Here is a 22,505-nt window from a genome sequence, read left to right on the forward strand (position 1 = left end):
ATGGAAGCGTTGCCAAGGAGGCCGTCGCGGCGGCGCTGGCTGGGCTGGCTGGCGGCGCTGGCCGCCGGACCGGCGCTGGCGCAGGCCCAGCGCGTGCAGACGCCCTACCGCGCGCCCAAGGTGCTGTTCGACATCTACCTCGATCACCCCGACAAGCTCGCTGCGGCGCTGTACTGGGTGCGCAGCTTCTTTCAACCGCTGTTCGAGGCGCCCTACAGCCTGTTCCCGGAGGACGTGCGCGCCATCGTGCTGATGCATGGCACCGAGATCGTGACGCTGGCGCGCCACCATGAGGCGCGCTACGCCGAGGTGGTGCAGCGCATGCGCTACTGGGCCGGGCAGGGGGTGGAGTTCCGCGTCTGCGGGCTGGCGCTGCAGGACTATGGCTACCGGCCCGAGGACCTGCAGCCGTTCGTGCGCATCGCCCCGTCGGCGATCACCGAACTGGTGCACTGGCAGAACGAAGGCTACGCGCTGGTCGTTCCCCAGATCACCGACAAGCGCGTCTCGATCGAGCAGATCCGCTGAAACGATGGTGCCCCCGATTCCGTCGCGCGTGGCGCTGCGCCCCTCGCTGCCGAAAGGCCGCGGCAGCGGGCTGCGCCTGGCGCACCGCTTCCAGCACGAGGCGCGCGAGCCGTTCGACGACGGCTGGGAGCGCGAGCCGGACGCACCCCCACCGCCGCGCACCGAGCTGCGCTGGGAAGAAGCCAGGAGCGCGCTGACCTACAACGACTCGCCCGACATCGGCTTCGACCGCTCGCTCAACCCTTACCGCGGCTGTGAGCACGGCTGCGCCTACTGCTACGCGCGGCCCACGCACGCCTACCTGGATCTCTCGCCGGGGCTGGATTTCGAGACCGTGATCGTGGCGCGCCGCGGGCTGGAGGCGCGCCTGCGCGCCGAGCTGGCCCGCCCCGGCTACCGCGCCGCGCCGGTGGCCATCGGCACCGTCACCGACGCCTACCAGCCGCTGGAGCGCGAGCTGCGCCTGACGCGCGCGCTGCTGCAGGTGCTGGCCGAGACGCGCCACCCCTGGGTGCTGGTGACCAAGGGCAGCGGGGTGGAGCGCGACCTGGATCTGATCGCGCCGATGGCCGCGCAGGGGTTGTGCGCCGTCTACGTGACGGTGACGACGCTGCAGGCCGAGCTGGCGCGGCGGCTGGAGCCGCGCGCCGCAGCGCCCTGGCGGCGGCTGCGCACGATCCGGATGCTGGCCGACGCCGGCGTGCCGGTGGGGGTGAGCGTCGCGCCGCAGATCCCGTTTCTCAACGACGACTTGGAGGCGGTGCTGGCCGCCGCCGCCGAGGCCGGCGCGCGCTGCGCGTTCTACACCGTGCTGCGGCTGCCGTGGGAGGTGCGCACGGTGTTCGCGGACTGGCTGCGCCGGCACTACCCCGAGCGCGCGGCGCGCGTGCTGGCGCGCGTGCGCGACCTGCATGGCGGGCGCGATTACGACGCCGAATTCGGCGCGCGCATGACGGGCCGCGGCGTCTGGGCCGAGCTGTGGCGCCAGCGCTTTGCGCAGGCGTGCCGCCGGCTGGGACTGGCCACGCAGGGGCCGGCGCTGCGGTCGGACCTGTTCCGCTCGCCTGCCATTGCCACGCCACCTGCGGCTGCGGCGCGGCCGGTCGATCCGCGCCAGCTGTCGCTGTTCGACTGACGGATGGCTCAGGCCGCGTGGCAGGCGCGCCAGATGCGCTCCGGCGTGGCCGGCGCATCCAGCGGCAGCGGCCCGTCGGCCGGCAGCCCGGCGCGGCGGCGCGCGCTGGCCACTGCGTCGCGTACCGCCTCCCAGACGCTGAGCGCCAGCATGAACGGCGGCTCGCCGACCGCCTTGCTGCCGAACACGTTGTCCTCGCGGTTCGGCTGCGGCCACAGCTCCACGCGGAAGCGCAAGGGCTGGTCGCCGGCGGTGGGGATCTTGTAGGTGCTGGCCCCCGTGGTCCACAGCCGGCCCTGCTCGTCCCAGACCAGCTCCTCAGTGGTCAGCCATCCCATCCCCTGCACGAAGCCGCCCTCGATCTGGCCGATGTCCAGCGCCGGGTTGAGGCTGCGGCCCACGTCGTGCAGGATGTCCACCGCCAGCACGCGCAGCTCGCCGGTCAGCGTGTCGATGGCGACCTCGGTGCAGGCCGCGCCGTAGGCGAAGTAGTAGAACGGGCGCCCCGTGAGCGTGGCCTTGTCGTAGTGGATCTTCGGCGTGCGGTAAAAGCCCTCGGCCCACAGCGGGATGCGGTGGGCGTAGGCCTCGCGCACCACGTCGTCGAAGGCGCGGCGCCGCGCCGGCGAGATCACCCAGCCGCCGGCGAAGCGCACCTCGTCGGCGCCGCAGCCGTCCAGCCCGGCGACGAAGGTGGCCAGCCGCTCGCGCACCTTGGCGGCGGCGCGCTGCGCGGCGCGCCCGTTGAGGTCGGTGCCGCTGGAGGCGGCGGTGGCGCTGGCGTTGGGGATGGCGGCGGTGTCGCTTGCGGCGATGCGCACGCGCGTCAGCGCCACGCCCAGCTCGTCGGCCACGATCTGCAGCACCTTGGTGTGCAGGCCCTGGCCCATCTCGGTGCCGCCGTGGTGCACCAGCACGCTGCCGTCGGTGTAGACGTGCACCAGTGCGCCGGCCTGGTTGAACTGCGTCGCGGTGAAGCTGATGCCGAACTTGACCGGCGTGATCGCCAGCCCCCTCTGGACGACGGGGCTGGCGGCATTGAACGCCGCCACCGCCGCACGCCGCTCGTGCCAGCGGCAACGTTGCGCCAGCGCCGGCAGCAGCGCCGGCAGCACGTTGTCCTCCAGGCGCATCTGGTACGGCGTGGTGTCGCGCCGCGCCGGCAGCGGCAGCGCGCCGGTTGGCAGCGGCCCGATCCACGCCGGGCACGGGCGCTCGTCGTAGAGGTTGCGCCGCCGCACCTCCAGCGGGTCCAGCCCCAGGTGGCGCGCCACGTCGCCGAGGATGGTCTCGATCGCCAGCATGCCCTGCGGGCCGCCGAAGCCGCGAAACGCCGTGAAGCTCTGGCGATGCGTGCGGCAGCGGTAGCTGTGCAGCGCCACGTGCGGGATGAAGTAGGCGTTGTCGGCATGGAAGACGGCGCGGTCGGCCACCGGGCCCGAGAGGTCGGCGCTGAAGCCGCAGTCGACCAGCATCGTCAAGTCCAGCGCCAGCAGCCGCCCCTCGGCGTCGAAGCCGACGTCGTAGCTGTAGCTGAACGGGTGGCGCTTGCCGGTGATGCGCATGTCGTCGTCGCGCCCCAGGCGCAGCTTGACCGGCGCCCCCACCCTGCGCGCCGCCAGCGCCGCCCACACCGCCACGTGGCCGGCTTGCGTTTCCTTGCCGCCGAAGCCTCCGCCCATGCGCCGGCACTGCACGCGCACGCGGTGGCTGGCCAGCCCCAGCGCGTGCGCGACCCAGTGCTGCACCTCGCCCGGGTGCTGGGTGCTGGACAGGATGGTCCATTCGTCCTGCTCGTGCGGGATCGCCAGTGCGACCTGCGTCTCGAGGTAATAGTGCTCCTGCCCGCCGGCGCGAAAGCGCCCGCGCAGCCGGTGCGGCGCCTGCGCCAGCGCCGCTGCCGCGTCGCCGCGGCACAGGTGCACCGGCGGCAGCACGTAGTGGCCCTGGGCGTGCGCCTGCTCCACGTCCAGCACCGCCGGCAGCGGCTCCAGCGCCAGCCGCACGCAGGCGGCGGCGGTGCGTGCGGTGCGCTCATCATCCGCCACCACCAGCGCCACCACCTGCCCGGCGTAGAACACCTCGTCCAGCGCCAGGATCGGCTCGTCGTGCGCGAACGAGGCCAGCCACCGGTCGCCGGGGATGTCGGCGGCGGTGACGACGGCGCGCACGCCGGGCAGCGCCAGCGCCTCGCCGGCATCGAGGCCGAGCAGTCGCCCATGCGCCAGCGGCGACAGCACCGGCGCCGCATGCAGCGTGCCGGCCGGCACCGGGATGTCGTCGACGTAGCGTGCCTCGCCGGTGACGTGCGCGACGGCACTTTCGTGCATCGGCGAGGCACCGCAGGCGCTCTCGGCCAGCGCCTCGGGTTGCAGGGCCGCCAGCGGCGCGTTCACGGCTGCCCCTCCGTGGCGGCGAGCAGGCGCTCGGCGGCGTGCGGCTCGTCCAGCCGGATCGGCGGCCCGTCCGGCTGGCCGCCATGCGCCAGCCAGGTGCGCCACAGCAGGTTGGCCAGCATCGCGCGCCGATAGGCCGCGCTGGCGCGGCCGTCGCTGAGCGGCTCGAATTCGCGCTGCAGCGCCGCCATCGCCGCGCGCACCGTCGCCGCGTCCCACGGCTGGCCGAGCAGGCAAGCCTCCGCCGCGCGTGCGCGCGCCGGCACGGCGGCCACGCCGCCGGCGCCGATGCGCACGTGCACCACGCGCCCGGCCTCGTCCAGCCGCCAGGCGATCGCCAGGCTCACCGTCGAGATGTCGTCCTCGAAGCGCTTGGACAGTTTGTGCGCGGCCACCATGAGTGGCGGCTCGCCGGGCGCCGGCAGCGGTACCTCGATCCACGCCAGCACTTCGTCGGGGGCCAGCGCGGTGCGCCGGTAGCCGAGGTAGAAGTCCTCCAGCGCCAGCCGCCGCGGCGCGCGGGCGTCGGCGGCCAGCATCACGCGCGCCTGCAGCGCGATCAGCACCGGCATCGAGTCGCCGATCGGCGAGCCGTTGGCCACGTTGCCGCCCAGCGTGCCGCCGTGGCGGATCGGCTGGCCGGCGAAGCGCTCCTCGTAGCCGGCCAGCACCGGCCAGTGCGCCTGCAGCGCCGCGAACGCCTCGTGCAGCGTGGCGGCGGCACCGATGCGCAGCAGTCGGCCCGCGCCGGTCTCGTCGGCCGCCGTCTGCACGCGCGCCAGCTCCGCGCAGCGCGACACGTCCAGCACCTGCGCCCAGCGCCGGCGCTGCTGCGTCAGCTGCAGCACGGCGTCGGTGCCACCGGCCACCAGCACCGCCTGCGGCCAGCGCCGTCGCGCCCGCAGCAGCGCTGCCAGCGTGCGCGGGGCCAGGTAGGCGGGGGCGTCCTCGCCGTGTTCGGGGGTGCCGTTCTCGGCCACCGCCGCGGCCTGCCGCAGCAGCGCGCGCAGCCGTGCCTCGTCGGCCCGCGCCGGCAGCTGCGCCGAAAGCGCCTGCGCCGCCTCCAGGATCGGGCGATAGCCGGTGCAGCGGCACAGGTTGCCCGACAGCGCGCGCACCGCCTGCTCGCGTGTCACCGGGGCGCCGGCGGGGCGTTGTTGGTCGAGCACGAACAGGCTCATCACGATGCCCGGCGTGCAAAAGCCGCACTGGGACCCATGGTGGGTCACCAGTGCCTGCTGCACCGGGTGCAGCGCGCCGTTGCCGGGCAGCAGCGGATCGGCGGCGAGGTCCTGCGCCGTCCACACGGCGCAGCCGTGCACGCCGTGCGCCAGGCGGATGCAGCTGTTGAGCGCGCGCCAGCGCAGCGTGCCGTCCGGGGCTTCGTCGGCCACCGCCACGGTGCAGGCGCCGCAGTCGCCGGCGGCACAGCCTTCCTTGACGCCGGTCAGGCCCAGCCGCTGGCGCAGCACCGTCAGCAGCGTCTCGTCGGGCGCCACGCCAGGCACGCTGCGCACGCGGCCCCGGTGCACCAGCACGAGCGGTGCGGGCAGGGTACCGACGGGCTCGGTTGGCAAGGCGGGATTCATGCGTCCGAAGGCTAGCGGCCGGGGGTGGCGATGACATACGATGACTCAGATGTTGCTCATAATCCAATCTGTATGTCACGCGGCGTGCCTTGGGACAGCATCGATCTGCATCTGATTCGGGTGTTGCACACGGTGTTGACGGAACGCAGCGTCACGCGCGCCGCCGTGCGGCTGGGCATGCACCAGCCCGCGGTGAGCGCCGCGCTGCGCCGCCTGCGCCGGCTGACCGGCGACGCGCTGCTGGTGCGCGGCGGCGCGGGATTGGTGCCGACCGCCGTGGCGCAGCGGATGCTCGCCCCGGCGGCGGAGATCCTGCGCCAGGCCGACACGATGCTGGCGGCGGCGCGTGCCTTCGACCCGGCGCGCAGCGAACACACCTTCACCGTGGCTGCCAGCGACTACCTCGACCCGTGGTTCCTGCCGCGGCTGGTGGCACGCGTCAAGGCCGAGGCACCGCACTGCCGCGTGGAGCTGCAGCCGCTGGGTGGTGCGCCGGACTACCGGCAGCGCCTGGCCACCGGCGAGGTGGACGTGGTGATCGGCAACTGGCCCGAGGTGCCGGGCGAGCTGCACCAGGGCCGCCTGTTCGGCGACGAGGTGGTCTGCCTGGTGGCGCGGCACCACCCGGCGCTGCGGCGCGGCTGGACGCTGCAGGACTGGCTGGACGCCGAGCACGTGGCCCCGACGCCGCCGGTGCCCGGCGCCTTGGGCGTGATCGACGAGCACCTGGCGCGCCGCGGGCTGCGTCGCAACATCGTGGTGCGTTGCCCGCACTTCGGGTTGATTCCGGCGATGGTGGCCGACAGCCTGCTGGTGCTGACCACCGGACGGCAGTACTGCGAACGTTTCCTGCCTCAGCTGCCGCTGGCCATGCTGCCGCCACCGCTGGAGTTTCCGCGCCTGAAGTACTACCAGCTGTGGCACGATCGCACCCATCACGCACCGGCGGCGCAGTGGCTGCGCGAGCGCATCCGCGACGTGGCCGCCGGCCTGGCCGCTTCCAAGGCAGGAACCGCGACAACGGCAACGTTACCATCGGCACCTTCGCCGCAGACTGGGTGCCTGCGCCCGCGCCGCGCGCGCCCGCCAGAACCGCACGATGAGCCCTCCGATTCCCCGACTCGAGCTGCGTGACGTCACCAAGCGCTATCCCGGCGTGGTGGCCAACGACCGCGTCTCGCTGACCGTGCGTCCCGGCAGCATCCATGCCGTGCTGGGCGAAAACGGCGCCGGCAAGTCGACGCTGATGAAGATCATCTACGGCGTCGTGCCGCCCGACGAGGGCGTGATGCGCCTGGACGGCCGCGAGGTGCGCGTGCGCAGCCCGCAGCAGGCGCGCGAGCTGGGCATCGGCATGGTGTTCCAGCACTTCAGCCTGTTCGAGACGCTGACCGTGGCCGACAACGTCTGGCTGGGACTGGAGGACGTGGCCTCGCGCGCCGAGGTGGTGGCGGCGATCCGCGACAAGGCGGCGGCCTACGGCCTGGAGCTCGATCCCGAGCGCCCGGTGCACAGCCTGTCGGTCGGCGAGCGCCAGCGCGTCGAGATCGTGCGCGCGCTGCTGGCCCGCCCGCGCCTGCTGATCCTGGACGAGCCGACCTCGGTGCTGACGCCGCAGGCGGTGCAGCGGCTCTTCGGCGTGCTGCGCCAGCTCGCGGCCGAGGGCTGCAGCATCCTCTACATCAGCCACAAGCTGCACGAGATCCGCGCGCTGTGCGACGCCTGCACGGTGATGCGCGGCGGGCGCGTCACCGGGGAGGTCGACCCGCGTCAGGCCAGCGATGCGGAGCTCTCGCGCCTGATGATCGGGCGCGAGCCGCCGCCGCTGCCGGCGCAACGCCGCCCGCCGGGCGAGGTGGTGCTGCGCGTGGCGGGCCTGACGCTGCCGAGCCCCTACGCCTTCGGCACCGACCTGCACGACGTGAACCTCGAGCTGCGCGCCGGCGAGATCGTCGGCATCGCCGGCGTCTCGGGCAACGGGCAGCGCGAGCTGCTGGCGGCGCTGTCCGGCGAGGAACCGGGCGCCCCGCCGGGGGCGCTGCTGTTGGACGGCCGGGATCTGGCACGCGCCAACCCGGCGCGGCGCCGCCGCCTCGGGCTGCACTTCGTGCCGGAGGAGCGGCTCGGCCGCGGCGCGGTGCCGGCGCTGGGACTGGCGCACAACCTGCTGCTGACGCGCACCGAGACCGTCGCCCGTGGCGGCTGGCTGCGGCTGGGGGCGCTGCGCACGCAGGCCGTCGGCATCATCGAGCGCTACGGTGTCAAGGCCGCCGGGCCGGATGCGGCGGCGCAGTCGCTCTCCGGCGGCAACCTGCAGAAGTTCATCGTCGGGCGCGAGATCGAGGCGCGGCCGCGCGTGCTGATCGTCGCGCAGCCGACCTGGGGCGTGGACGTCGGCGCGGCGGCGCAGATCCGCGCCGCGCTGCTGGCGCTGCGCGAGGCCGGCTGCGCGGTGCTGGTCGTCAGCGAGGAACTGGACGAGCTGTTCGAGCTGTGCGACCGGCTGCACGTGATCGCCAAGGGGCACCTGTCGCCAAGCGTGCCGGTGCAGGAGGCCAGCGTCGAGCGCCTCGGCGCGTGGATGGCCGGGCAGTGGCCGGGTTCGCCGCTGGCCGCGGGGCAGGAGGTGAGCGATGCTGCGGCTTGAGCGTCGTCCGCAGCCCTCGGCGCTGTGGCGCTGGGCCTCGCCGCTGCTGGCCCTCGTGCTGACGGTGCTGATCGGGATGGCGTTGTTCGCGGCGCTGGGCAAGGATCCCTGGGCCGGGCTGCGGGTCTTTTTCTGGGAGCCGGTGCGCGACCTGCGCGGCTGGAGCGAGCTGCTGCTGAAGGCCACGCCGTTGCTGCTGATCGCGCTGGGGCTGGCGATCGGCTTTCGCTCCAACGTCTGGAACATCGGCGCCGAGGGTCAGTTCGTGATCGGGGCGGTGTGCGCCACCGGTGTGGCGCTGGCGCTGCATGGCGCCGGCTGGCCGACCTGGCCGCTGGTGCTGCTGGCCGGCGCGCTGGGGGGGCTCGCGTGGGCGGCGCTGACCGCGCTGCTGCGTGACCGCTTTCACGCCAACGAGATCCTGGTCAGCCTGATGCTGGTCTACGTGGCGGTGCAGGTGCTCAACTACCTGGTCTACGGTCCGTGGAAGGATCCGCTCGGCTTCAACTTCCCGCAGACGCAGCGCTTCGACGGCGACGCCCTGGTGCCGCGGCTGGTGTCGCACCTTCGCGTCAACCTGGGTTTGATCCTGGCGCTGCTGGCGGCGCTGGCGACCTGGGTGTTCCTGTTCCGCACGCGCGCCGGGTTTGCGCAGCAGGTGGGGGGCTTGGCGCCGCTGGCGGCGCGCTATGCGGGCTTCTCGTCGCGCGCGGCGCTGTGGCTGGCGATGGGTGTCTCCGGGGCGCTGGCCGGGCTGGCCGGGGCGCTGGAGGTGGCCGGGCCGGTGGGCCAGCTCACGCCCCACGTGCCGGCGGGCTATGGCTTTGCCGCCATCATCGTGGCTTTCGTCGGGCGGCTGCACCCCGTCGGCAGCATCGGCGCGGCGCTGCTGATGAGCCTGTTCTACCTCGGCGGCGAGCTGGCGCAGTCGCGTCTCGGCCTGCCGAAATCGATCACCGGTGTGTTCCAGGGGCTGCTGCTGTTCGCGCTGCTGGCCTGCGACACGCTGATCCAGTACCGCATCCGCTGGGGAAAGGGCTGACAGGGCGATGGAGACGCTTGCGCTGCTGATCGCGGCCACGCTCAACGCCGGCACGGTGCTGGCGATCGCGGCACTGGGGCTGCTGATCAACGAGAAGGTCGGCGTCGTCAACCTCGGCGCCGAGGGGCTGATGCTGTGCGGGGCGCTGGCCGGCTTCGCCGCCGTGGTGCACCTGGGCGTGCATCCGCTGGGCTTCCTGGCCGGCATGGCGGTGGCGGCGCTGCTGTCGCTGCTGTTCGGCTGGCTGGTCATCTACCTGCACACCAACCAGTACGCCACCGGCCTGGCGCTGAGCCTGTTCGGCGCGGGGCTTTCGGCCTTTGCCGGCCAGCCGTACACGCAGTTCAAGCTGCCGGAGCTGCCGGCGCCACACCTGCCGTGGCTGGGCGATCTGCCGTTCGTCGGGGTGGCGCTGTTCCGCCACCACGCGCTGGTCTACGCGACGGTGGCGCTGGCGCTGCTGCTGGTGTGGCTGTATGACCGCACGCGCACCGGGCTGGTGCTGCGCGCCGTGGGCGAAAACCCCGAGTCGGCGCACGCGCTGGGTTACCCGGTGCGGCGCATCCGGCTGCTGGCGGTGGTGCTGGGCGGCGCGCTGTGCGGGCTGGCCGGCGCCTACGTCTCCACCGTCTACACGCCGCTGTGGGTGGAGGGCATGATCGCCGGCAAGGGCTGGATCGCGCTGGCGTTGACGACGTTTGCCACCTGGCGGCCGGCACGGGTCTTGCTTGGAGCCTACCTGTTCGGCGGGGTCACGATGCTGCAATTCCACCTGCAGGGCATGGGCGTGCAGATCCCGAGCCCGTTCCTGACGATGATGCCGTATCTGGCCACCGTCGTCGTGCTGGTGCTGATCTCGCGCAGCCCGCAGTGGATCCGGCTGCACATGCCACAGTCGCTCGGGCGGCCGTTCCATCCGGGGGGGTGATCCGCCTGCCCCCCATCCGTCCGCGTCGTGCGGACCAGGGCCCGTCGGGGCCACCGTTTTCAACCAAGGAGTCGAAAACCATGATCGATCGCAACAAGCGTGACTGGCTCAAGGGCGCGGCGGCGGCCGCGGCGCTGGGTCTGGTGGCCGGCACGGCCCTGGTGGGCTGCGGCAAGAAGGAGGAGGTCAAGCCCGCGGCGGTGCCCGCCGAGGCGCCCAAGCCCGAGCCGCTGAAGGCCGCCTGGGTCTACGTCGGCCCGGTGGGCGACGCCGGCTGGTCGTACGCGCACGACCTCGGCCGCAAGGCGGTGGAGGCGCACTTCGGCGACAGGGTGCAGACCACCTTCGTCGAGAGCGTGCCGGAGGGTGCCGACGCCGAGCGCGTCATCCGCGACCTGGCCGCGCAGGGCCACAAGATCATCTTCGCGACATCGTTCGGCTACATGGAGCCGATGCTGAAGGTGGCGCAGGAATTCCCGGACGTCAAGTTCGAGCACGCCACCGGCTACAAGACCGCGCCCAACATGCGCATCTACGACGCCAGCTTCTACCAGGACACCTACATGGCCGGCATCATCGCCGCGCACATGACCAAGACCGGCACGCTCGGTTTCGTCGGTTCGTTCCCGATCCCCGAGGTGCTGCGCAACATCAACGCCTTCGTGCTCGGCGCGCAGACCGTCAAGCCCGACATCAAGCTCAAGGTCGTGTGGGTCAACACCTGGTTCGACCCGCCCAAGGAGACCGAGGCCGCGCAGAGCCTGATCAACCAGGGCGCCGACGTGCTGCTGCAGAACACCGACTCCACCGCCGTGCTGCAGACCGCCGAGAAGAACGGCAAGTACGCGTTTGGCTGGGACAGCGACATGAGCAGCTTCGGCCCGAAGGCGCACCTGGCCTCGGCGGTCGTCAACTGGGGACCGTACTACATCCAGGCGGTGCAGGAGGTGCTGGACGGCACTTGGCAGAGCAAGCGCACGGTGCTGGGCGTCAAGGAGGGCGTCAACGACCTGATCAAGATCGCCGACGTCGTGCCGGAGGAGGCCAGGAAGAAGGTCGAGGAGGTCAAGGCGGGCTTGAAGAGCGGCGAGTTCGAGGTCTTCACCGGGCCGATCGTCGACAACACCGGCAAGGAAGTGCTGGCCCAGGGCGTCAAGGCCGACCAGGAGTGGAAGGACAAGGTCAACTTCTTCGTCAAGGGCGTGGAAGGCAAGGTGCCGGCCGGCAAGTGACGATGATCGAGCGCGACCACTGGTGGCCGGTGGCCCTGGACGGCGACGTCGGCGCGGCGCCGCTGCCGGTTGCGCTGCTGGGCGAGCCGCTCGTGCTGTGGCGCGACGGCGCCGGTGCGGTGCAGGCGTTTGCCGACCGCTGCCCGCACCGCGGCGCGCGCCTGTCGCTCGGCGCGGTGGTGGGCGGGCAGCTGCAGTGCCCGTACCACGGCTGGCGCTTCGACGGCGACGGGCGCTGCCGCGCGATCCCGGCGCTGCCGGGCTTTGCGCCGCCCGTCAGCCACGCCGCGTACCGCCACGCGGTGGTGTCGGCGCACGGGCTGCTGTGGGTGTGCCTGGGCACCCCGGCCGCGCCCGCGCCGCCGGCGCTGCCCCCTCTGCCGCCGCGGCGCGTCGTGCACGGGCCGTTCGACGTGGCCACCAGCGCCCCGCGCGCGATCGAAAACTTCCTCGACACCGCGCACTTCGCCTGGGTGCACGACGGCTGGCTCGGCGCGCCGACGCACGCCGAGGTGCCGCCGTACGAGGTGACGCTGACCGCGGACGGCCGCCCGGTCGTGCCGGACTACCCGGCCTGGCAGCCGCGCGCCACCGCCAGCGCGCAGGGCGGCGCCTGGGTGCGCTACCGCTACGAGGTGCTGAGCCCCTTTGCGGCGCTGCTGCAGAAGCAGCCCGAGGGCGACGCCCCGGCCGACGCCTACGTGATGTGGACCTGCCCGTCCACGCCGGAAACCTGCCGCGTCTGGTTCGTGCAGCACACCACCGACACCATCACCCCGGACGAGGCGTTGCGCGACTTCCAGAGCGCCATCTTCGCGCAGGATCGCCCGATCCTCGAATCCCAGACCCCGAAGCGCCTGCCGCTCTCCGGCGGCGAGGCCATGTGCGCGGCCGACCGCCTGAGCGCCGCCTACCGGCGCTACCTGCGCGCCGCCGGCGTCACCTTCGGCGTCTGCTGAGCAGGGGCGCGCTGGAGCCGGAGATGAGGCTGGCGCTGGAGGTGCGCGCGGCGTGGCCGCTGCTGGCCAACGGCTTCGAGGCGACGCGCCGTCGGCCCGGCACGGTCACAGTCAGGGCCCGGCCCCCGGTGGCATGGCCGTGAGTGGGCGCCAACGGGCGAAGCGGCCTTCGTACAATGCGCCGATCACCCCCAGGTACCTCTGCGCACCATGACCCTCAAGAGCGACAAGTGGATCCGCCGCATGGCGGAGGAACACGGCATGATCGAGCCGTTCGAGCCGACCCAGATCCGCGAGGTCGAGGGCCGCAAGGTCATCAGCTACGGCACCAGCAGCTACGGCTACGACATCCGCTGCGCGCCCGAGTTCAAGGTCTTCACCAACATCCACAGCACGGTGGTCGATCCGAAGAACTTCGACGAGAAGAGCTTCGTCGACTTTCACGGCGACTACTGCATCATCCCGCCCAACAGCTTCGCGTTGGCGCGCACGGTGGAGTACTTCCGCATTCCGCGCAACGTGCTGACGATCTGCCTCGGCAAGAGCACCTACGCGCGCTGCGGCATCATCGTCAACGTCACGCCGTTCGAGCCGGAGTGGGAGGGCTACGTGACGCTGGAGTTTTCCAACACCACGCCGCTGCCGGCCAAGATTTACGCCTGGGAGGGCTGCGCGCAGGTGCTGTTCTTCGAGAGCGACGAGGTCTGCGAGGTCTCCTACAAGGACCGCGGCGGCAAGTATCAGGGCCAGCGTGGCGTGACGCTGCCGCGCGCCTGAGTCAGGCTGGAGGAGCCCTGATGTCCGCCCGCGACCTGCTCGCCTTCGGCCACCCGATGCCGTGGGCACCGGAAGTGTCCCACCCCAAGCCCGACCGGCGCCTGGTCGGCAACCCAAGGCGCGAGACCTGGAACGTGCTGGAGGCGCCGCTCGCGGGCGCGCGCACGCTGAGCACCGGCGTCTGGCGCTGCGAGCCCGGCCAGTGGCGCATCGCCTTTGGCCCCACCGAGCGCGAGATCTTTACCGTGCTGCAGGGCCGCTGCCGCGTGCATCGCGATGGCGGCGGCTTCGAGGAAGCCGGCCCGGGGCAGTCGATCCACATCCCGCCGGGCTTCGCCGGCGCGTTCGAGGTGCTGGAGACGGTCACGAAGGTCTATGTGATCGTGGAGTGACCGTCTTTGATCGATCAATGCGTGCGCAAATCATCGAGATGGATGGCCGGCCGGCCTCCGCCGTGGTACCTTTTGCCGAGTGGACGGTGCTGCTGGAGCGGCTGGAGGAACTGCAGGACATTACCGACTTCAAGGAGGCCGTCGCGCGCGGCGAGGAGACCCTGCCGCTGTCCTTCGTCGAGCGTTGCTTGGTCGGTGAGCATCCGCTGCGGCTGTGGCGTGAGCACCGGGGCTTGACGTTGCAGGCGCTGGCCGAGCGGGTCGGCTGCACGCGCCAAATGCTGTCGATGATCGAGCGCGGCAAGGCTGCGCCATCGGCCGACCTGCTGGCCCGACTGGCGGCGGCGCTGGATGTCGAGATGGACGACCTGTATCCGGGTTGACCTTTCGGCCCACGCAGCGTGCAACCACCTCGGTGGTCCCGACTGGTGTTTCCGATTCCCGTTATTGCTGCCGCATCCACCCCCGCCACGCCGCCGGCGGCACCAGCACCGCGGCGATCGCCGCCATCACGCACACCACCGCGACGCCGTCGGTCCAGCGCGGCCATTCGCCGGCGATGACGGTGGCGCTGGCGGTGCCGATCAGCGGCACCATCATCACGCTCATCGCGCTGGTGGCCGGCGGCAGGTGCCGCGCCAGCGAAAACCAGATGATCTGCGCAAAGCCGTAGTTCATGAACACGCCGTAGGTGAGCAGCGCCCACATGCGCGGGCTGAAGCGCCAGCTCGGCCACGGCTCGAACGCGGCGGCCAGCAGCCACAGCGCGGCAGCGGTCAGCAGCATCATCCAGACGGTGAGCGCCTCCACCGGCAGCGTCAGGCGCGCGCGGCGCATCATCAGGGTGCCGACGGCCCAGCTCAGCGCCGCGCCCAGCATCACCGCCACGCCGACCGGGCGACCGGCCATCGCGGCCAGCTCGTCGGCCAGCAGCAGCGCCACTGCGGCGGCCACCGCCAGTGCCGCGAAGGCCGAGCGGCGCGTCAGCCGCTCGCCGAAGAACAGGGCCCCCAGCAGCACGGTCCACACCGGCATGGTGAAGCCGAGGATGGCCGCGCGCCCGGAGGCCAGCGCCGCCACGCCGAAGATCGCCAGCGTGTGCCAGCCCAGCATGTTGGGCAGCGCCAGCGTGACGATGCTGCGCCACTCGGCGCCGGCCGGGGCCAGCCGCACGCCGCGCCAGCGGTAGAACGCGAACAGCCACAGCGCCCCGCCGGTCATCGTCACGGCGCGGAAGTGCAGCGGCGTGAGCTCCTGCAGCGACAGCTTCATCACCGGCCAGTTGACGCCCCACATCAGGGTCAGCGCCATCAGGCCCAGCGTCTGGGCGCGCGTCAGCATCGCGGGGCGGGCTGTCGGTCAGACCGCCACCGGCGCCTTGATCGGCGGGTGGTGGCGGTAATCCACGAACTCGAAGTCGTCGAATTCGTAATCGAACAGCGTCGGTGGCCGGCGGCGGATGCGCAGCTCCGGGTACGGGTAGGGCTCGCGCGCGAGCTGCAGCTGCACCTGCTCGACGTGGTTGTGGTAGATGTGGCAGTCGCCGCCGGTCCAGATGAACTCGCCCGGCTGCAGGTCGCACTGCTGCGCCACCATGTGCGTCAGCAGCGCGTAGCTGGCGATGTTGAACGGCACCCCGAGGAAGACGTCGGCGCTGCGCTGGTAGAGCTGGCAGCTCAGCCGCCCGTCGGCCACGTAGAACTGGAACAGCGCGTGGCAAGGCGCCAGCGCCATGCGCGGCAGGTCGGCCACGTTCCAGGCGCTGACGATCAGGCGACGGCTGTCGGGGTTGGTGCGGATCTGCCGCACCACCTCGGCGATCTGGTCGACGTGGCCGCCGTCGGGGGTGGGCCAGCGGCGCCATTGCACGCCGTAGATGGGCCCGAGGTCGCCATCTTCGCGCGCCCACTCGTCCCAGATCGTCACGCCGCGTTCCTGCAGCCAGCGCGCGTTGCTGTCGCCGCGCAGGAACCACAGCAGCTCGTAGACGATCGACTTGACGTGCAGCTTCTTGGTGGTGACGAGCGGAAAGCCCTCCGCCAGGTCGAAGCGCATCTGGTAACCGAACACGCTGCGCGTGCCCACGCCCGTGCGATCGGTCTTCGGCGTGCCGTGCTCGAAGACGTGGCGCATGAAGTCCTCGTACTGGCGGCGGATCGGGCGCGGGGTCATGGTGGCGGAGGGCGGGCGATGGGGCCGGGCGCGGTGCGCGCCACGGCCGAGCCGGCAATTCTAGGCCAGCACCTTGCCCGGGTTGAACAGGTTGGCGGGATCGAGCGCGCGCTTGACGGCGCGCATCAGATCCAGCGCCAACGCGTCCTGGTAGCGCGGCAGGATGGCGGCCTTGAGCGCCCCGATGCCGTGCTCGGCGCTGATGGAGCCGCCGTGGCGCTGCACCGCGTCGTAGACCAGCGCGTGGATGCGCGCCTCGTGCTCGCGCAGGAAGGCGGCGGCGTCCGCACCTTCGGGACATTGCACGTTGAAATGCAGGTTGCCGTCACCCAGGTGGCCAAAGTTGACCAGCCGCACGCCCGGCACCGCCCGCGCGAGCTCGGCCTCGGCCTCGGCGCAGAAGGCGGGGATGCGCGACACCGGAAGGCTGATGTCGTGCTTGACGTTCAAGCCCTCCTCGGCCTGTGCGAGCGGGATGCTCTCGCGGATGTGCCACAGCGTGCGCGCCTGCGCCAGGCTTTCCGCCACCACGGCGTCCGCCGCGCAGCCGTCTTCCAGCGCCTGCCCGAGCACCGCCTCCAGCCGCGCGCGCGCGTGCGCCTCGCCCTCGGCGTCGCTGGTCTCCAGCAGCACGGCGTACGGCGCCGCGCCGGCCAACGGTACCGCCAGCTGCGGAAAATGCCGCCGCACCAGCGCCAGCGCGAAGGCGTTCATGACCTCGAAGCCGGTCAGCGCCGGCCCGAGCCCCCGCTGCGCCAGGCCCAGCAGCGCCACCGCGGCGGCCAGGTCGGACACCGCGGCCCAGGCGGTCAGCTGCGCCGCCGGGCGCGGCACGAGCTTGAGCACCGCCGCGGTGATGATGCCCAGCGTCCCTTCGCTGCCGATGAACAGGTGGCGCAGGTCATAGCCGGTGTTGTCCTTGCGCAGGCCGCGCAGGCCGTTCCAGACGCGGCCGTCGGCGGTGACGACCTCCAGCCCCAGGCACAGGTCGCGCGCGTTGCCGAAGCGCAGCACCTGCGTGCCGCCGGCGTTGGTGGCCAGGTTGCCGCCGATGGTGCAGCTGCCCTCGGCCGCCAGGCTCAGCGGCAGCCACAGCCCGGCGGCCTCGGCGGCCTGCTGCGCGGCCTGCAGCACGCAGCCGGCCTCCACCGTCAGCGTCAGGTTGGCCTCGTCCAGTGCGCGGATGCGTTTGAGCCGCGCGGTGCTGACCACCACCTGCGTGCCGCTGCCGTCCGGCACGCCGCCCAGCACCAGCCCGGTGTTGCCGCCCTGCGGTACGATGGGCGCGCCGTGCGCCGCGCAGGCGCGCACCACGGCGGCGACCTCATCCGTGCTGCCGGGCCGCACTACCGCGAGGGCCCGGCCGCGGTGGCGGCGGCGCCAGTCGCGCTCCCACGGCTCCAGGTCCGTGTCGGCGGCGGTGAGCACGTGCGCCGGGCCGACGGCGGCGCGCAGCGCGGCCAGCAGCGCCTCGTGGTGGGGGGGCGGCACGGTCATGGCGCCGCTCCGGCCGACGGCTCGGCTGCGGGGGCGGCGGCCTGCCGGGCGCGCGCCGCGCGCAGGCGCAGCCGCACGTGCGCGGCGCTGGCGGCGAACAGCAGCACGCACAGCCCGGTCTGCGCCCACGCCAGCGTGGCCGACAGACCTGCGTCGTTGAGGCCGCGCACCAGCCCCTCGGCCACGTAGGGCCACACCAGCAGGCTCATCCAGCGGTAGGTGTAGAGACGGTGTTTCAACAGGCCGGCCAGCGGCAGCGTCAGCGGCAGCACCTTCAGCGCCCACCACGATCCGCCCGGGCGCAGCGGCGCCAGCCACAGCTCCCACGCCAGCCCCAGCGTGATCAGCGCCAGCAGCGCCGTCACCGCCGCCGCGCGCGTGCGCCCGGCCGCCGCGCGCACCGCGGCGTCGGGGTCGGCGCTGGTGGCTTCGGCGGGGGAGGCTGCGGCGCGTTCGGTCATCGGCTGGCATGATAACGGCATGGTCAAGACAGCAGCCCCCGCGTGGACCGCGCGCCTGCGGCGCGGCTGGGCGGCGCTGCGTGCCTTTCCGTGGCGCACCACGTGGCTGACGCTGCGCGAGCGCTTCGCGCAGGACCGGCTGGCGGTGGCCGCCGGCAGCCTGACGTTCACGACCACCATTTCGCTGGTGCCGCTGGTGACGGTGGCGCTGGCGGTGTTCGCGCTGTTTCCGGCCTTCGGCGCGATGGAGCAGCGCGTGCAGCGCTGGATGGTGGAGGCGCTGGTGCCGCCGCACATCGCGCGCCAAGTTGGCCATTATCTTTGGCAGTTTGCCAGCCAGGCCGGCAAGATCGGCCTGGGCGGGGCGATCGTGCTGCTGGTCACCGCCCTGGCGCTGGTGCTGACGATCGACCGCCAGCTCAACGACATCTGGCGCGTGCCGCGGCTGCGGCCGCTGGCGCAGCGGGTGCTGGTGTACTGGGCGGTGCTGACGCTGGCGCCGCTGGTGCTGGCGCTGATGCTGAGCGCCAGCTCCTACGCGCTGTCGGTGTCGCGCGGCTGGCTGCCGGTGGCGCACCAGGGCGTGCGCTGGGCGCTGGATGCGGCCGGTTTTGCCGCGCTGGCGCTGGGCATGGCGGCGCTCTATCGCTACGTGCCCAATGCCCAGGTGCGGCTGCGCCACGCGCTCGTCGGCGGGGTGTTCGTGGCGCTGGCGTTCGAGCTGGCGCAGCAGGCGCTGGCGTGGTACCTGCGCACGGTGCCGACCTACTCGGCGGTCTACGGGACGTTTGCCACCGTGCCGATCCTGCTGGTGTGGCTCTACCTGGTGTGGCTGATCGTGCTGCTGGGGGCGGTGATCGTGGCCTACCTGCCGTTCCTGCTGGCGGGGGTGGCGCGCCGCGGCGGCACGCCGGGCTGGCCGTTTCAGCTGGCGCTGGAGCTGCTGGCGCAGCTGCAGGCCAGCCGCGCCGGCGCGCGCCCCGGACTGGCGCTGGAGGCGCTGGCGCGGCAGCTGCGCGTCGATCCGCTGCACCTGCAGCAGCCGCTGCGCGCGCTGCAGGCGCTGGGCTGGGTCGGGTGCCTGAGCGACGAGGAGGGCCGCTGGGTGCTGCTGGTCGATCTGCGCGAGCGCCGGCTGGCTGAACTCGCGCGCGTGCTGTGGCTGGCGCAGGAGGAGGCCACCGCCGGCGTCTGGCGCGCGCTGCCGCTGGAGACGACCACGGTGGCGGCGGTGCTGCCGCCGCCGCGTCCCGCGCCGGGGGCGCCCTAGCGCGGCATGCGCCGCACCGGTGCCAGCGCGTCCAGCGGCTGCGGCTGGCCGACGTGGTAGCCCTGCGCGAAGTCCACGCCCAGCTCGCGCACGCGCTGCAGGATCGCCTCCGACGACACGTACTCCGCCACCGTGCGCAGCCCCATCACGTGGCCGATGGCGTTGATCGCCTGCACCATCGCCAGGTCGATCGGGTCGCTCTCGATGTCCTTGACGAAGCTGCCGTCGATCTTGAGGAAATCCACTGGCAGATTCTTCAGGTAGGCGAACGACGACAGCCCGCTGCCGAAGTCGTCCAGCGCGAACAGGCAGCCCAGGCGCTTGACCTCGCCGATGAAGTGGGCGACGGTGGAAAGACTGGCCATCGCCGCGGTCTCGGTGATCTCGAAGCACACCGTGCCGGGCGGCAGCTGCATCGTCTGCAGCAGCGTCTGCAGGTCCTGGCGGAAGCGCTCGTCCGACAGCGACGCGCCCGACAGGTTGATGGCGTACAGGCCCTCCAGCCGCCCCTGCTGGCGCAGCCGGTCGCCCAGCCACGCCAGCGTATTGCGCACCACCCACTGGTCGATGCGCGGCATCAGGCCGTAGCGCTCCGCCGCCGGCAGGAAGGCGCCGGGCTGGATCAGCCGGCCGTCCTCCTCCAGCCGCACCAGGATCTCGACGTGCGGCGCGCCGCCGTCGCCGTGCAGCGGCACGATCGGCTGGGCGTAGAGGCGCAGCCGGTCCTCGTCCAGCGCCGCCTGCAGCCGCGCCACCCACTGCATCTGGCCCTGCCGCTCCAGCAGCTGGCGATCATCGGGCTGATAGACGTGGATGCGGTTGCGCCCGGCCTCCTTGGCGGCGTAGCAGGCCGCATCGGCCGCCGCGAGCAGCGGGCCAGGCTCGCGCTCCAGCGGGCCGATCGGCACCATGCCGATCGACACCCCGATGGCGAACGACCGCTCGCCCCAGGCGAAGCGGAAGTCGGCGATCGCCTCGCGGATGCGCTGCACCACCGGCAGCGCGTGCTCGGCGTCGCAGCCCTGCAGGATCAGGCCGAACTCGTCGCCGCCCAGCCGCGCCAGCGTGTCGGCGCTGCGCAGCAGGTTGCGGATCAGCTGCGTCACCTGCCGCAGCAGCTCGTCGCCGGCCACGTGCCCGCAGGTGTCGTTGACGACCTTGAACTGGTCCAGGTCCAGGTAGCACAGCACGTGCCGCGTCTGATCCGGGCGCGACAGCAGCTCGGTCAGACGCCGCTCGAACTCGCGCCGGTTCGGCACGCCGGTCAGCGCGTCGTGCGTGGCCTGGTGGCTGAGCTCGCGCGCCAGGTTCAGCGTCACCGTCACGTCGTGGAACACCAGCACCGCGCCGAGCAGGAAGCCGTCGCGGCTGCGGATCGGCGCGGCGGTGTCCAGCACCGGGATGCGTTCGCCGTCGCGGCGCAGCAGCAGCGCGTGCTCGCGCCGCGGCGCCGGCGTCTTGCCGTGCAGCACCTCGCGCACCGGATTCGGCAGCGGCTCTCCGCCGCCTTCGTCCAGCAGGCGGTAGACGGTGGTGACCGGCTGCCCGCGCGCCTGGTGCGCCGGCCAGCCGGTCAGGCGCTCGGCCACCGGGTTCAGGTACTGGATCAGGCCGGCCTCGTCGGTGGTGATGACGCCGTCGCCGATCGAGGCCAGCGTCACCTGCGCCAGGTCGCGCTCGCGCTGCAGCTGCAGCTCGACGTGCTTGCGGTCGGAGATGTCGCGCAGCACCGCCGAGTACAGCGTGCGCCCGTCCTGGTGGAAGTCGTCGATCGACAGCTCGTAGAAGGTGCGCGCGCCGCCGCGTGCCATGCGCAGCTCCAGGGTCGCGCCGGGTTTGGTCAGTCGCTCCAGTGGCGGCGGGCTGGCGTGGCCGGCGCGGCGCAGCACCTCCGGCAGCGGCCGGCCCAGCGCCTCGCCGGCCGGCACGCCCAGCAGCTGCTCGGCGCCCGGGTTGAGGCTCAGCAGCGTGCCTTCCGGCTCGAAGGTCAGCAGCCCGTCGCGCATCTCGCGCACCAGCGCCAGCGTGCGCTGGGTGGCCGCCTGCAGCGCGGCGATCACCCGGTTGTAGGCGCGCGCGATCTGGCCGACCTCGGTGAAGTCTTCCTCCGGCACTCGGGCGCTGAGGTCGCCGCTGCGGCGCTGCTCCTCCATCGCGTCGAGCAGCTCGATCAGCTCGGTGCGCGCGCCGTGCTCGGCGACGTTCAGGCCGCCGCGCTCCTCCTCGGGCGTGACGCGCAGGTCGCGGTCGCGCACCAGCCACAGGAACAGCGCGGTGGCCAGCGCGCACCACAGCCCGCAGACGACGATGCCGAGCAGCTGCACCCCCACCTGCGCGCCGCGGTCGAGTCCCGTGCCCAGCGCCGCCGGGTCGCCCAGCAACCCCACCGCCAGCGTGCCCCAGGCGCCGGCGGCCAGGTGCGCCGGGATCGCGCCGACCGCGTCGTCGATGCGCCGGCGCAGCAGCCACTCGTTGGCCGCCGCCATCGCCAGCGCCCCCACCGCCCCGACCAGCAGCGCCGCCGGTGCCGACAGCGCGTGCGCCCCGGCCGTGACCGCCACCAGCCCGGCGATCAGGCCGTTGATCAGGTACAGCACCTCGAAGTAGCCGTGCAGCCAGCGCCCGACCCACAGCCCGGCCACCGCGCCAGCCGCGGCGGCCAGCGTCGTGTGCAGCAGCACGCCCGGCACGCGCGCATCGAACGCCAGCGTGCTGCCCCCGTTGAAGCCGAGCCAGCCGAAGAACAGCAGCAGTGCGCCCAGCATTGCCAGCGGCAGGTTGCCGGCCGGGATCACCGGTGGCGGCCCCTCGGCCGGGAAGCGCCCGCTCCTCGGCCCCATGCGCATCACCACCAGCAGCGCCACCCAGCCGCCGACGCTGTGCACGACGGTGGAGCCGGCGAAGTCCACGAAGCCCAGCTCCGCGAGCCAGCCGCGCGTGCCCGGCTCCCACGCGCCGCCCCAGGCCCAGTGGCCGTACACCGGGTACACCACCAGCGACACCCAGGCCGACAGTGCCAGATACGCGCCGAAGCGCATGCGCTCGGCCACCGCGCCGGAGACGATGGTGGCCGCGGTGGCGCAGAACATGATCTGGAACAGCACGAAGCCGAGCAGCCGCGGCTCGTCCGGCAGTTGGCCCGCGAGGCCGAACAGGCCGGTGCCGATCCAGCCCGCCATGCTCGGGCCGAACATCAGGCCGAAGCCCACCGCCCAGAACAGCAGCGCCGCCACCGCGAAGTCCGACAGGTTCTTGGCCGCGACGTTGATCGAGTTCTTGGTGCGCGTCAGCCCCGACTCCAGGCACAGAAAGCCGGCCTGCATAACGAAGACGAGGCCCGCGCACAGCAGCACCCACAGCAGATCGACGATGGCCGACATCGGTGTCCCCTCCGGCGGGGAGGCGACGCCCCCCGATGGGGGATGGAGAGCAAAACGCGTGCCGGGTGCGGGCTCGTGGCGGGGTGGGACGATCGTGGCG

19 protein-coding genes are annotated in these 22,505 nt (G+C 72.7%); 12 read left to right on the top strand and 7 right to left on the bottom strand.

Annotation, left to right across the window (positions count from 1 at the left end; translation table 11 throughout):
• Positions 1-528, top strand: coding sequence for a DsrE family protein (locus Tsedi_RS04590; protein WP_143894075.1), 528 nt, complete (start codon positions 1-3; stop codon positions 526-528).
• A 4-nt stretch (positions 529-532) separates the two neighbouring features.
• Complete coding sequence (locus Tsedi_RS04595) at positions 533-1,663, top strand: PA0069 family radical SAM protein (protein WP_143894077.1); 1,131 nt, start codon at positions 533-535, stop codon at positions 1,661-1,663.
• Between the two features lie 8 nt (positions 1,664-1,671).
• Here Tsedi_RS04595 and xdhB read toward each other — a convergent pair whose 3' ends face one another.
• Together xdhB and xdhA are read right to left on the bottom strand one after the other, a co-directional pair.
• Positions 1,672-4,059, bottom strand: a complete 2,388-nt coding sequence (gene xdhB, locus Tsedi_RS12350; RefSeq protein WP_425472722.1) for a xanthine dehydrogenase molybdopterin binding subunit — start codon at positions 4,057-4,059, stop codon at positions 1,672-1,674.
• Positions 4,056-5,636, bottom strand: coding sequence for a xanthine dehydrogenase small subunit (gene xdhA / locus Tsedi_RS12355; protein WP_246099182.1), 1,581 nt, complete (start codon positions 5,634-5,636; stop codon positions 4,056-4,058). The genes xdhB and xdhA overlap by 4 nt, the downstream gene beginning before the upstream one ends.
• 84 nt (positions 5,637-5,720) lie before the next feature.
• Between xdhA and Tsedi_RS04610 the strand changes: the two genes are divergently transcribed.
• From Tsedi_RS04610 to Tsedi_RS04650, 9 genes are all read left to right on the top strand, one after another.
• On the top strand, positions 5,721-6,782 hold the full coding sequence (locus Tsedi_RS04610) for a LysR family transcriptional regulator (protein ID WP_143894081.1): 1,062 nt from the start codon (positions 5,721-5,723) through the stop codon (positions 6,780-6,782).
• On the top strand, positions 6,748-8,295 hold the full coding sequence (locus Tsedi_RS04615; protein ID WP_143894084.1) for an ABC transporter ATP-binding protein: 1,548 nt from the start codon (positions 6,748-6,750) through the stop codon (positions 8,293-8,295). Before Tsedi_RS04610 ends, Tsedi_RS04615 begins: the two co-directional genes overlap by 35 nt.
• A complete protein-coding gene (locus tag Tsedi_RS04620; protein WP_143894086.1) occupies positions 8,282-9,337 on the top strand; it encodes an ABC transporter permease in 1,056 nt (351 codons plus the stop codon). The genes Tsedi_RS04615 and Tsedi_RS04620 overlap by 14 nt, the downstream gene beginning before the upstream one ends.
• A gap of 7 nt (positions 9,338-9,344) precedes the next feature.
• Entirely contained in the window at positions 9,345-10,265 is a 921-nt protein-coding gene (locus Tsedi_RS04625) for an ABC transporter permease (protein ID WP_143894088.1), read from the top strand.
• Between the two features lie 80 nt (positions 10,266-10,345).
• Positions 10,346-11,497, top strand: coding sequence for a BMP family ABC transporter substrate-binding protein (locus tag Tsedi_RS04630; RefSeq protein WP_143894090.1), 1,152 nt, complete (start codon positions 10,346-10,348; stop codon positions 11,495-11,497).
• A gap of 2 nt (positions 11,498-11,499) precedes the next feature.
• Positions 11,500-12,456 carry an aromatic ring-hydroxylating oxygenase subunit alpha gene (locus tag Tsedi_RS04635; RefSeq protein WP_143894303.1) on the top strand — a complete coding sequence of 319 codons (957 nt, stop codon included), beginning with the start codon at positions 11,500-11,502 and terminating at the stop codon, positions 12,454-12,456.
• Between the two features lie 210 nt (positions 12,457-12,666).
• Positions 12,667-13,233, top strand: a complete 567-nt coding sequence (dcd, locus tag Tsedi_RS04640; protein ID WP_143894092.1) for a dCTP deaminase — start codon at positions 12,667-12,669, stop codon at positions 13,231-13,233.
• A gap of 20 nt (positions 13,234-13,253) precedes the next feature.
• Positions 13,254-13,625: a cupin domain-containing protein gene (locus Tsedi_RS04645; RefSeq protein ID WP_185970582.1), complete on the top strand. Its 372-nt coding sequence runs from the start codon at positions 13,254-13,256 to the stop codon at positions 13,623-13,625.
• 17 nt (positions 13,626-13,642) lie between these two features.
• Positions 13,643-14,008 carry a helix-turn-helix domain-containing protein gene (locus Tsedi_RS04650; protein ID WP_143894094.1) on the top strand — a complete coding sequence of 122 codons (366 nt, stop codon included), beginning with the start codon at positions 13,643-13,645 and terminating at the stop codon, positions 14,006-14,008.
• A 61-nt stretch (positions 14,009-14,069) separates the two neighbouring features.
• On the opposite strand, the gene Tsedi_RS04655 is transcribed toward Tsedi_RS04650, so the two are convergent.
• Genes Tsedi_RS04655 through Tsedi_RS04670 form a run of 4 tightly spaced genes read right to left on the bottom strand, consistent with a single transcriptional unit; the run spans position 14,070 to position 17,755 of the window.
• Entirely contained in the window at positions 14,070-14,966 is an 897-nt protein-coding gene (locus Tsedi_RS04655) for a DMT family transporter (protein WP_143894096.1), read from the bottom strand.
• A gap of 18 nt (positions 14,967-14,984) precedes the next feature.
• Positions 14,985-15,797 carry a thymidylate synthase gene (locus tag Tsedi_RS04660; protein WP_143894098.1) on the bottom strand — a complete coding sequence of 271 codons (813 nt, stop codon included), beginning with the start codon at positions 15,795-15,797 and terminating at the stop codon, positions 14,985-14,987.
• Between the two features lie 60 nt (positions 15,798-15,857).
• A complete protein-coding gene (locus Tsedi_RS04665; protein ID WP_143894100.1) occupies positions 15,858-17,294 on the bottom strand; it encodes an FAD-binding oxidoreductase in 1,437 nt (478 codons plus the stop codon).
• Positions 17,291-17,755 (bottom strand): DUF2069 domain-containing protein, encoded by a 465-nt coding sequence (locus Tsedi_RS04670; RefSeq protein WP_143894102.1) that lies wholly within the window; start codon positions 17,753-17,755, stop codon positions 17,291-17,293. The genes Tsedi_RS04665 and Tsedi_RS04670 overlap by 4 nt, the downstream gene beginning before the upstream one ends.
• 19 nt (positions 17,756-17,774) lie before the next feature.
• On the opposite strand from Tsedi_RS04670, the gene Tsedi_RS04675 reads away from it, so the two are divergent.
• On the top strand, positions 17,775-19,025 hold the full coding sequence (locus tag Tsedi_RS04675; protein WP_143894104.1) for a YihY family inner membrane protein: 1,251 nt from the start codon (positions 17,775-17,777) through the stop codon (positions 19,023-19,025).
• Here Tsedi_RS04675 and amt read toward each other — a convergent pair.
• Positions 19,022-22,405, bottom strand: coding sequence for an ammonium transporter (amt, locus tag Tsedi_RS04680; protein ID WP_143894106.1), 3,384 nt, complete (start codon positions 22,403-22,405; stop codon positions 19,022-19,024). The genes Tsedi_RS04675 and amt overlap by 4 nt on opposite strands.
• Positions 22,406-22,505: the final 100 nt, after the last annotated feature.

This window comes from Tepidimonas sediminis, from assembly GCF_007556605.1.
In the GTDB taxonomy this organism is placed as follows: domain Bacteria; phylum Pseudomonadota; class Gammaproteobacteria; order Burkholderiales; family Burkholderiaceae_C; genus Tepidimonas; species Tepidimonas sediminis.

Bases quoted from the DNA above. Each gene is read 5' to 3' on its own strand.
- Tsedi_RS04590 (WP_143894075.1), top strand. From the start codon at position 1: ATGGAAGCGTTGCCAAGGAGGCCGTCGCGGCGGCGCTGGCTGGGCTGG.
- Tsedi_RS04595 (WP_143894077.1), top strand. From the start codon at position 533: ATGGTGCCCCCGATTCCGTCGCGCGTGGCGCTGCGCCCCTCGCTGCCG.
- Tsedi_RS04610 (WP_143894081.1), top strand. From the start codon at position 5,721: ATGTCACGCGGCGTGCCTTGGGACAGCATCGATCTGCATCTGATTCGG.
- Tsedi_RS04615 (WP_143894084.1), top strand. From the start codon at position 6,748: ATGAGCCCTCCGATTCCCCGACTCGAGCTGCGTGACGTCACCAAGCGC.
- Tsedi_RS04620 (WP_143894086.1), top strand. From the start codon at position 8,282: ATGCTGCGGCTTGAGCGTCGTCCGCAGCCCTCGGCGCTGTGGCGCTGG.
- Tsedi_RS04625 (WP_143894088.1), top strand. From the start codon at position 9,345: ATGGAGACGCTTGCGCTGCTGATCGCGGCCACGCTCAACGCCGGCACG.
- Tsedi_RS04630 (WP_143894090.1), top strand. From the start codon at position 10,346: ATGATCGATCGCAACAAGCGTGACTGGCTCAAGGGCGCGGCGGCGGCC.
- Tsedi_RS04635 (WP_143894303.1), top strand. From the start codon at position 11,500: ATGATCGAGCGCGACCACTGGTGGCCGGTGGCCCTGGACGGCGACGTC.
- dcd (WP_143894092.1), top strand. From the start codon at position 12,667: ATGACCCTCAAGAGCGACAAGTGGATCCGCCGCATGGCGGAGGAACAC.
- Tsedi_RS04645 (WP_185970582.1), top strand. From the start codon at position 13,254: ATGTCCGCCCGCGACCTGCTCGCCTTCGGCCACCCGATGCCGTGGGCA.
- Tsedi_RS04650 (WP_143894094.1), top strand. From the start codon at position 13,643: ATGCGTGCGCAAATCATCGAGATGGATGGCCGGCCGGCCTCCGCCGTG.
- Tsedi_RS04655 (WP_143894096.1), bottom strand. From the start codon at position 14,966: ATGCTGACGCGCGCCCAGACGCTGGGCCTGATGGCGCTGACCCTGATG.
- Tsedi_RS04660 (WP_143894098.1), bottom strand. From the start codon at position 15,797: ATGACCCCGCGCCCGATCCGCCGCCAGTACGAGGACTTCATGCGCCAC.
- Tsedi_RS04665 (WP_143894100.1), bottom strand. From the start codon at position 17,294: ATGACCGTGCCGCCCCCCCACCACGAGGCGCTGCTGGCCGCGCTGCGC.
- Tsedi_RS04670 (WP_143894102.1), bottom strand. From the start codon at position 17,755: ATGACCGAACGCGCCGCAGCCTCCCCCGCCGAAGCCACCAGCGCCGAC.
- Tsedi_RS04675 (WP_143894104.1), top strand. From the start codon at position 17,775: ATGGTCAAGACAGCAGCCCCCGCGTGGACCGCGCGCCTGCGGCGCGGC.
- amt (WP_143894106.1), bottom strand. From the start codon at position 22,405: ATGTCGGCCATCGTCGATCTGCTGTGGGTGCTGCTGTGCGCGGGCCTC.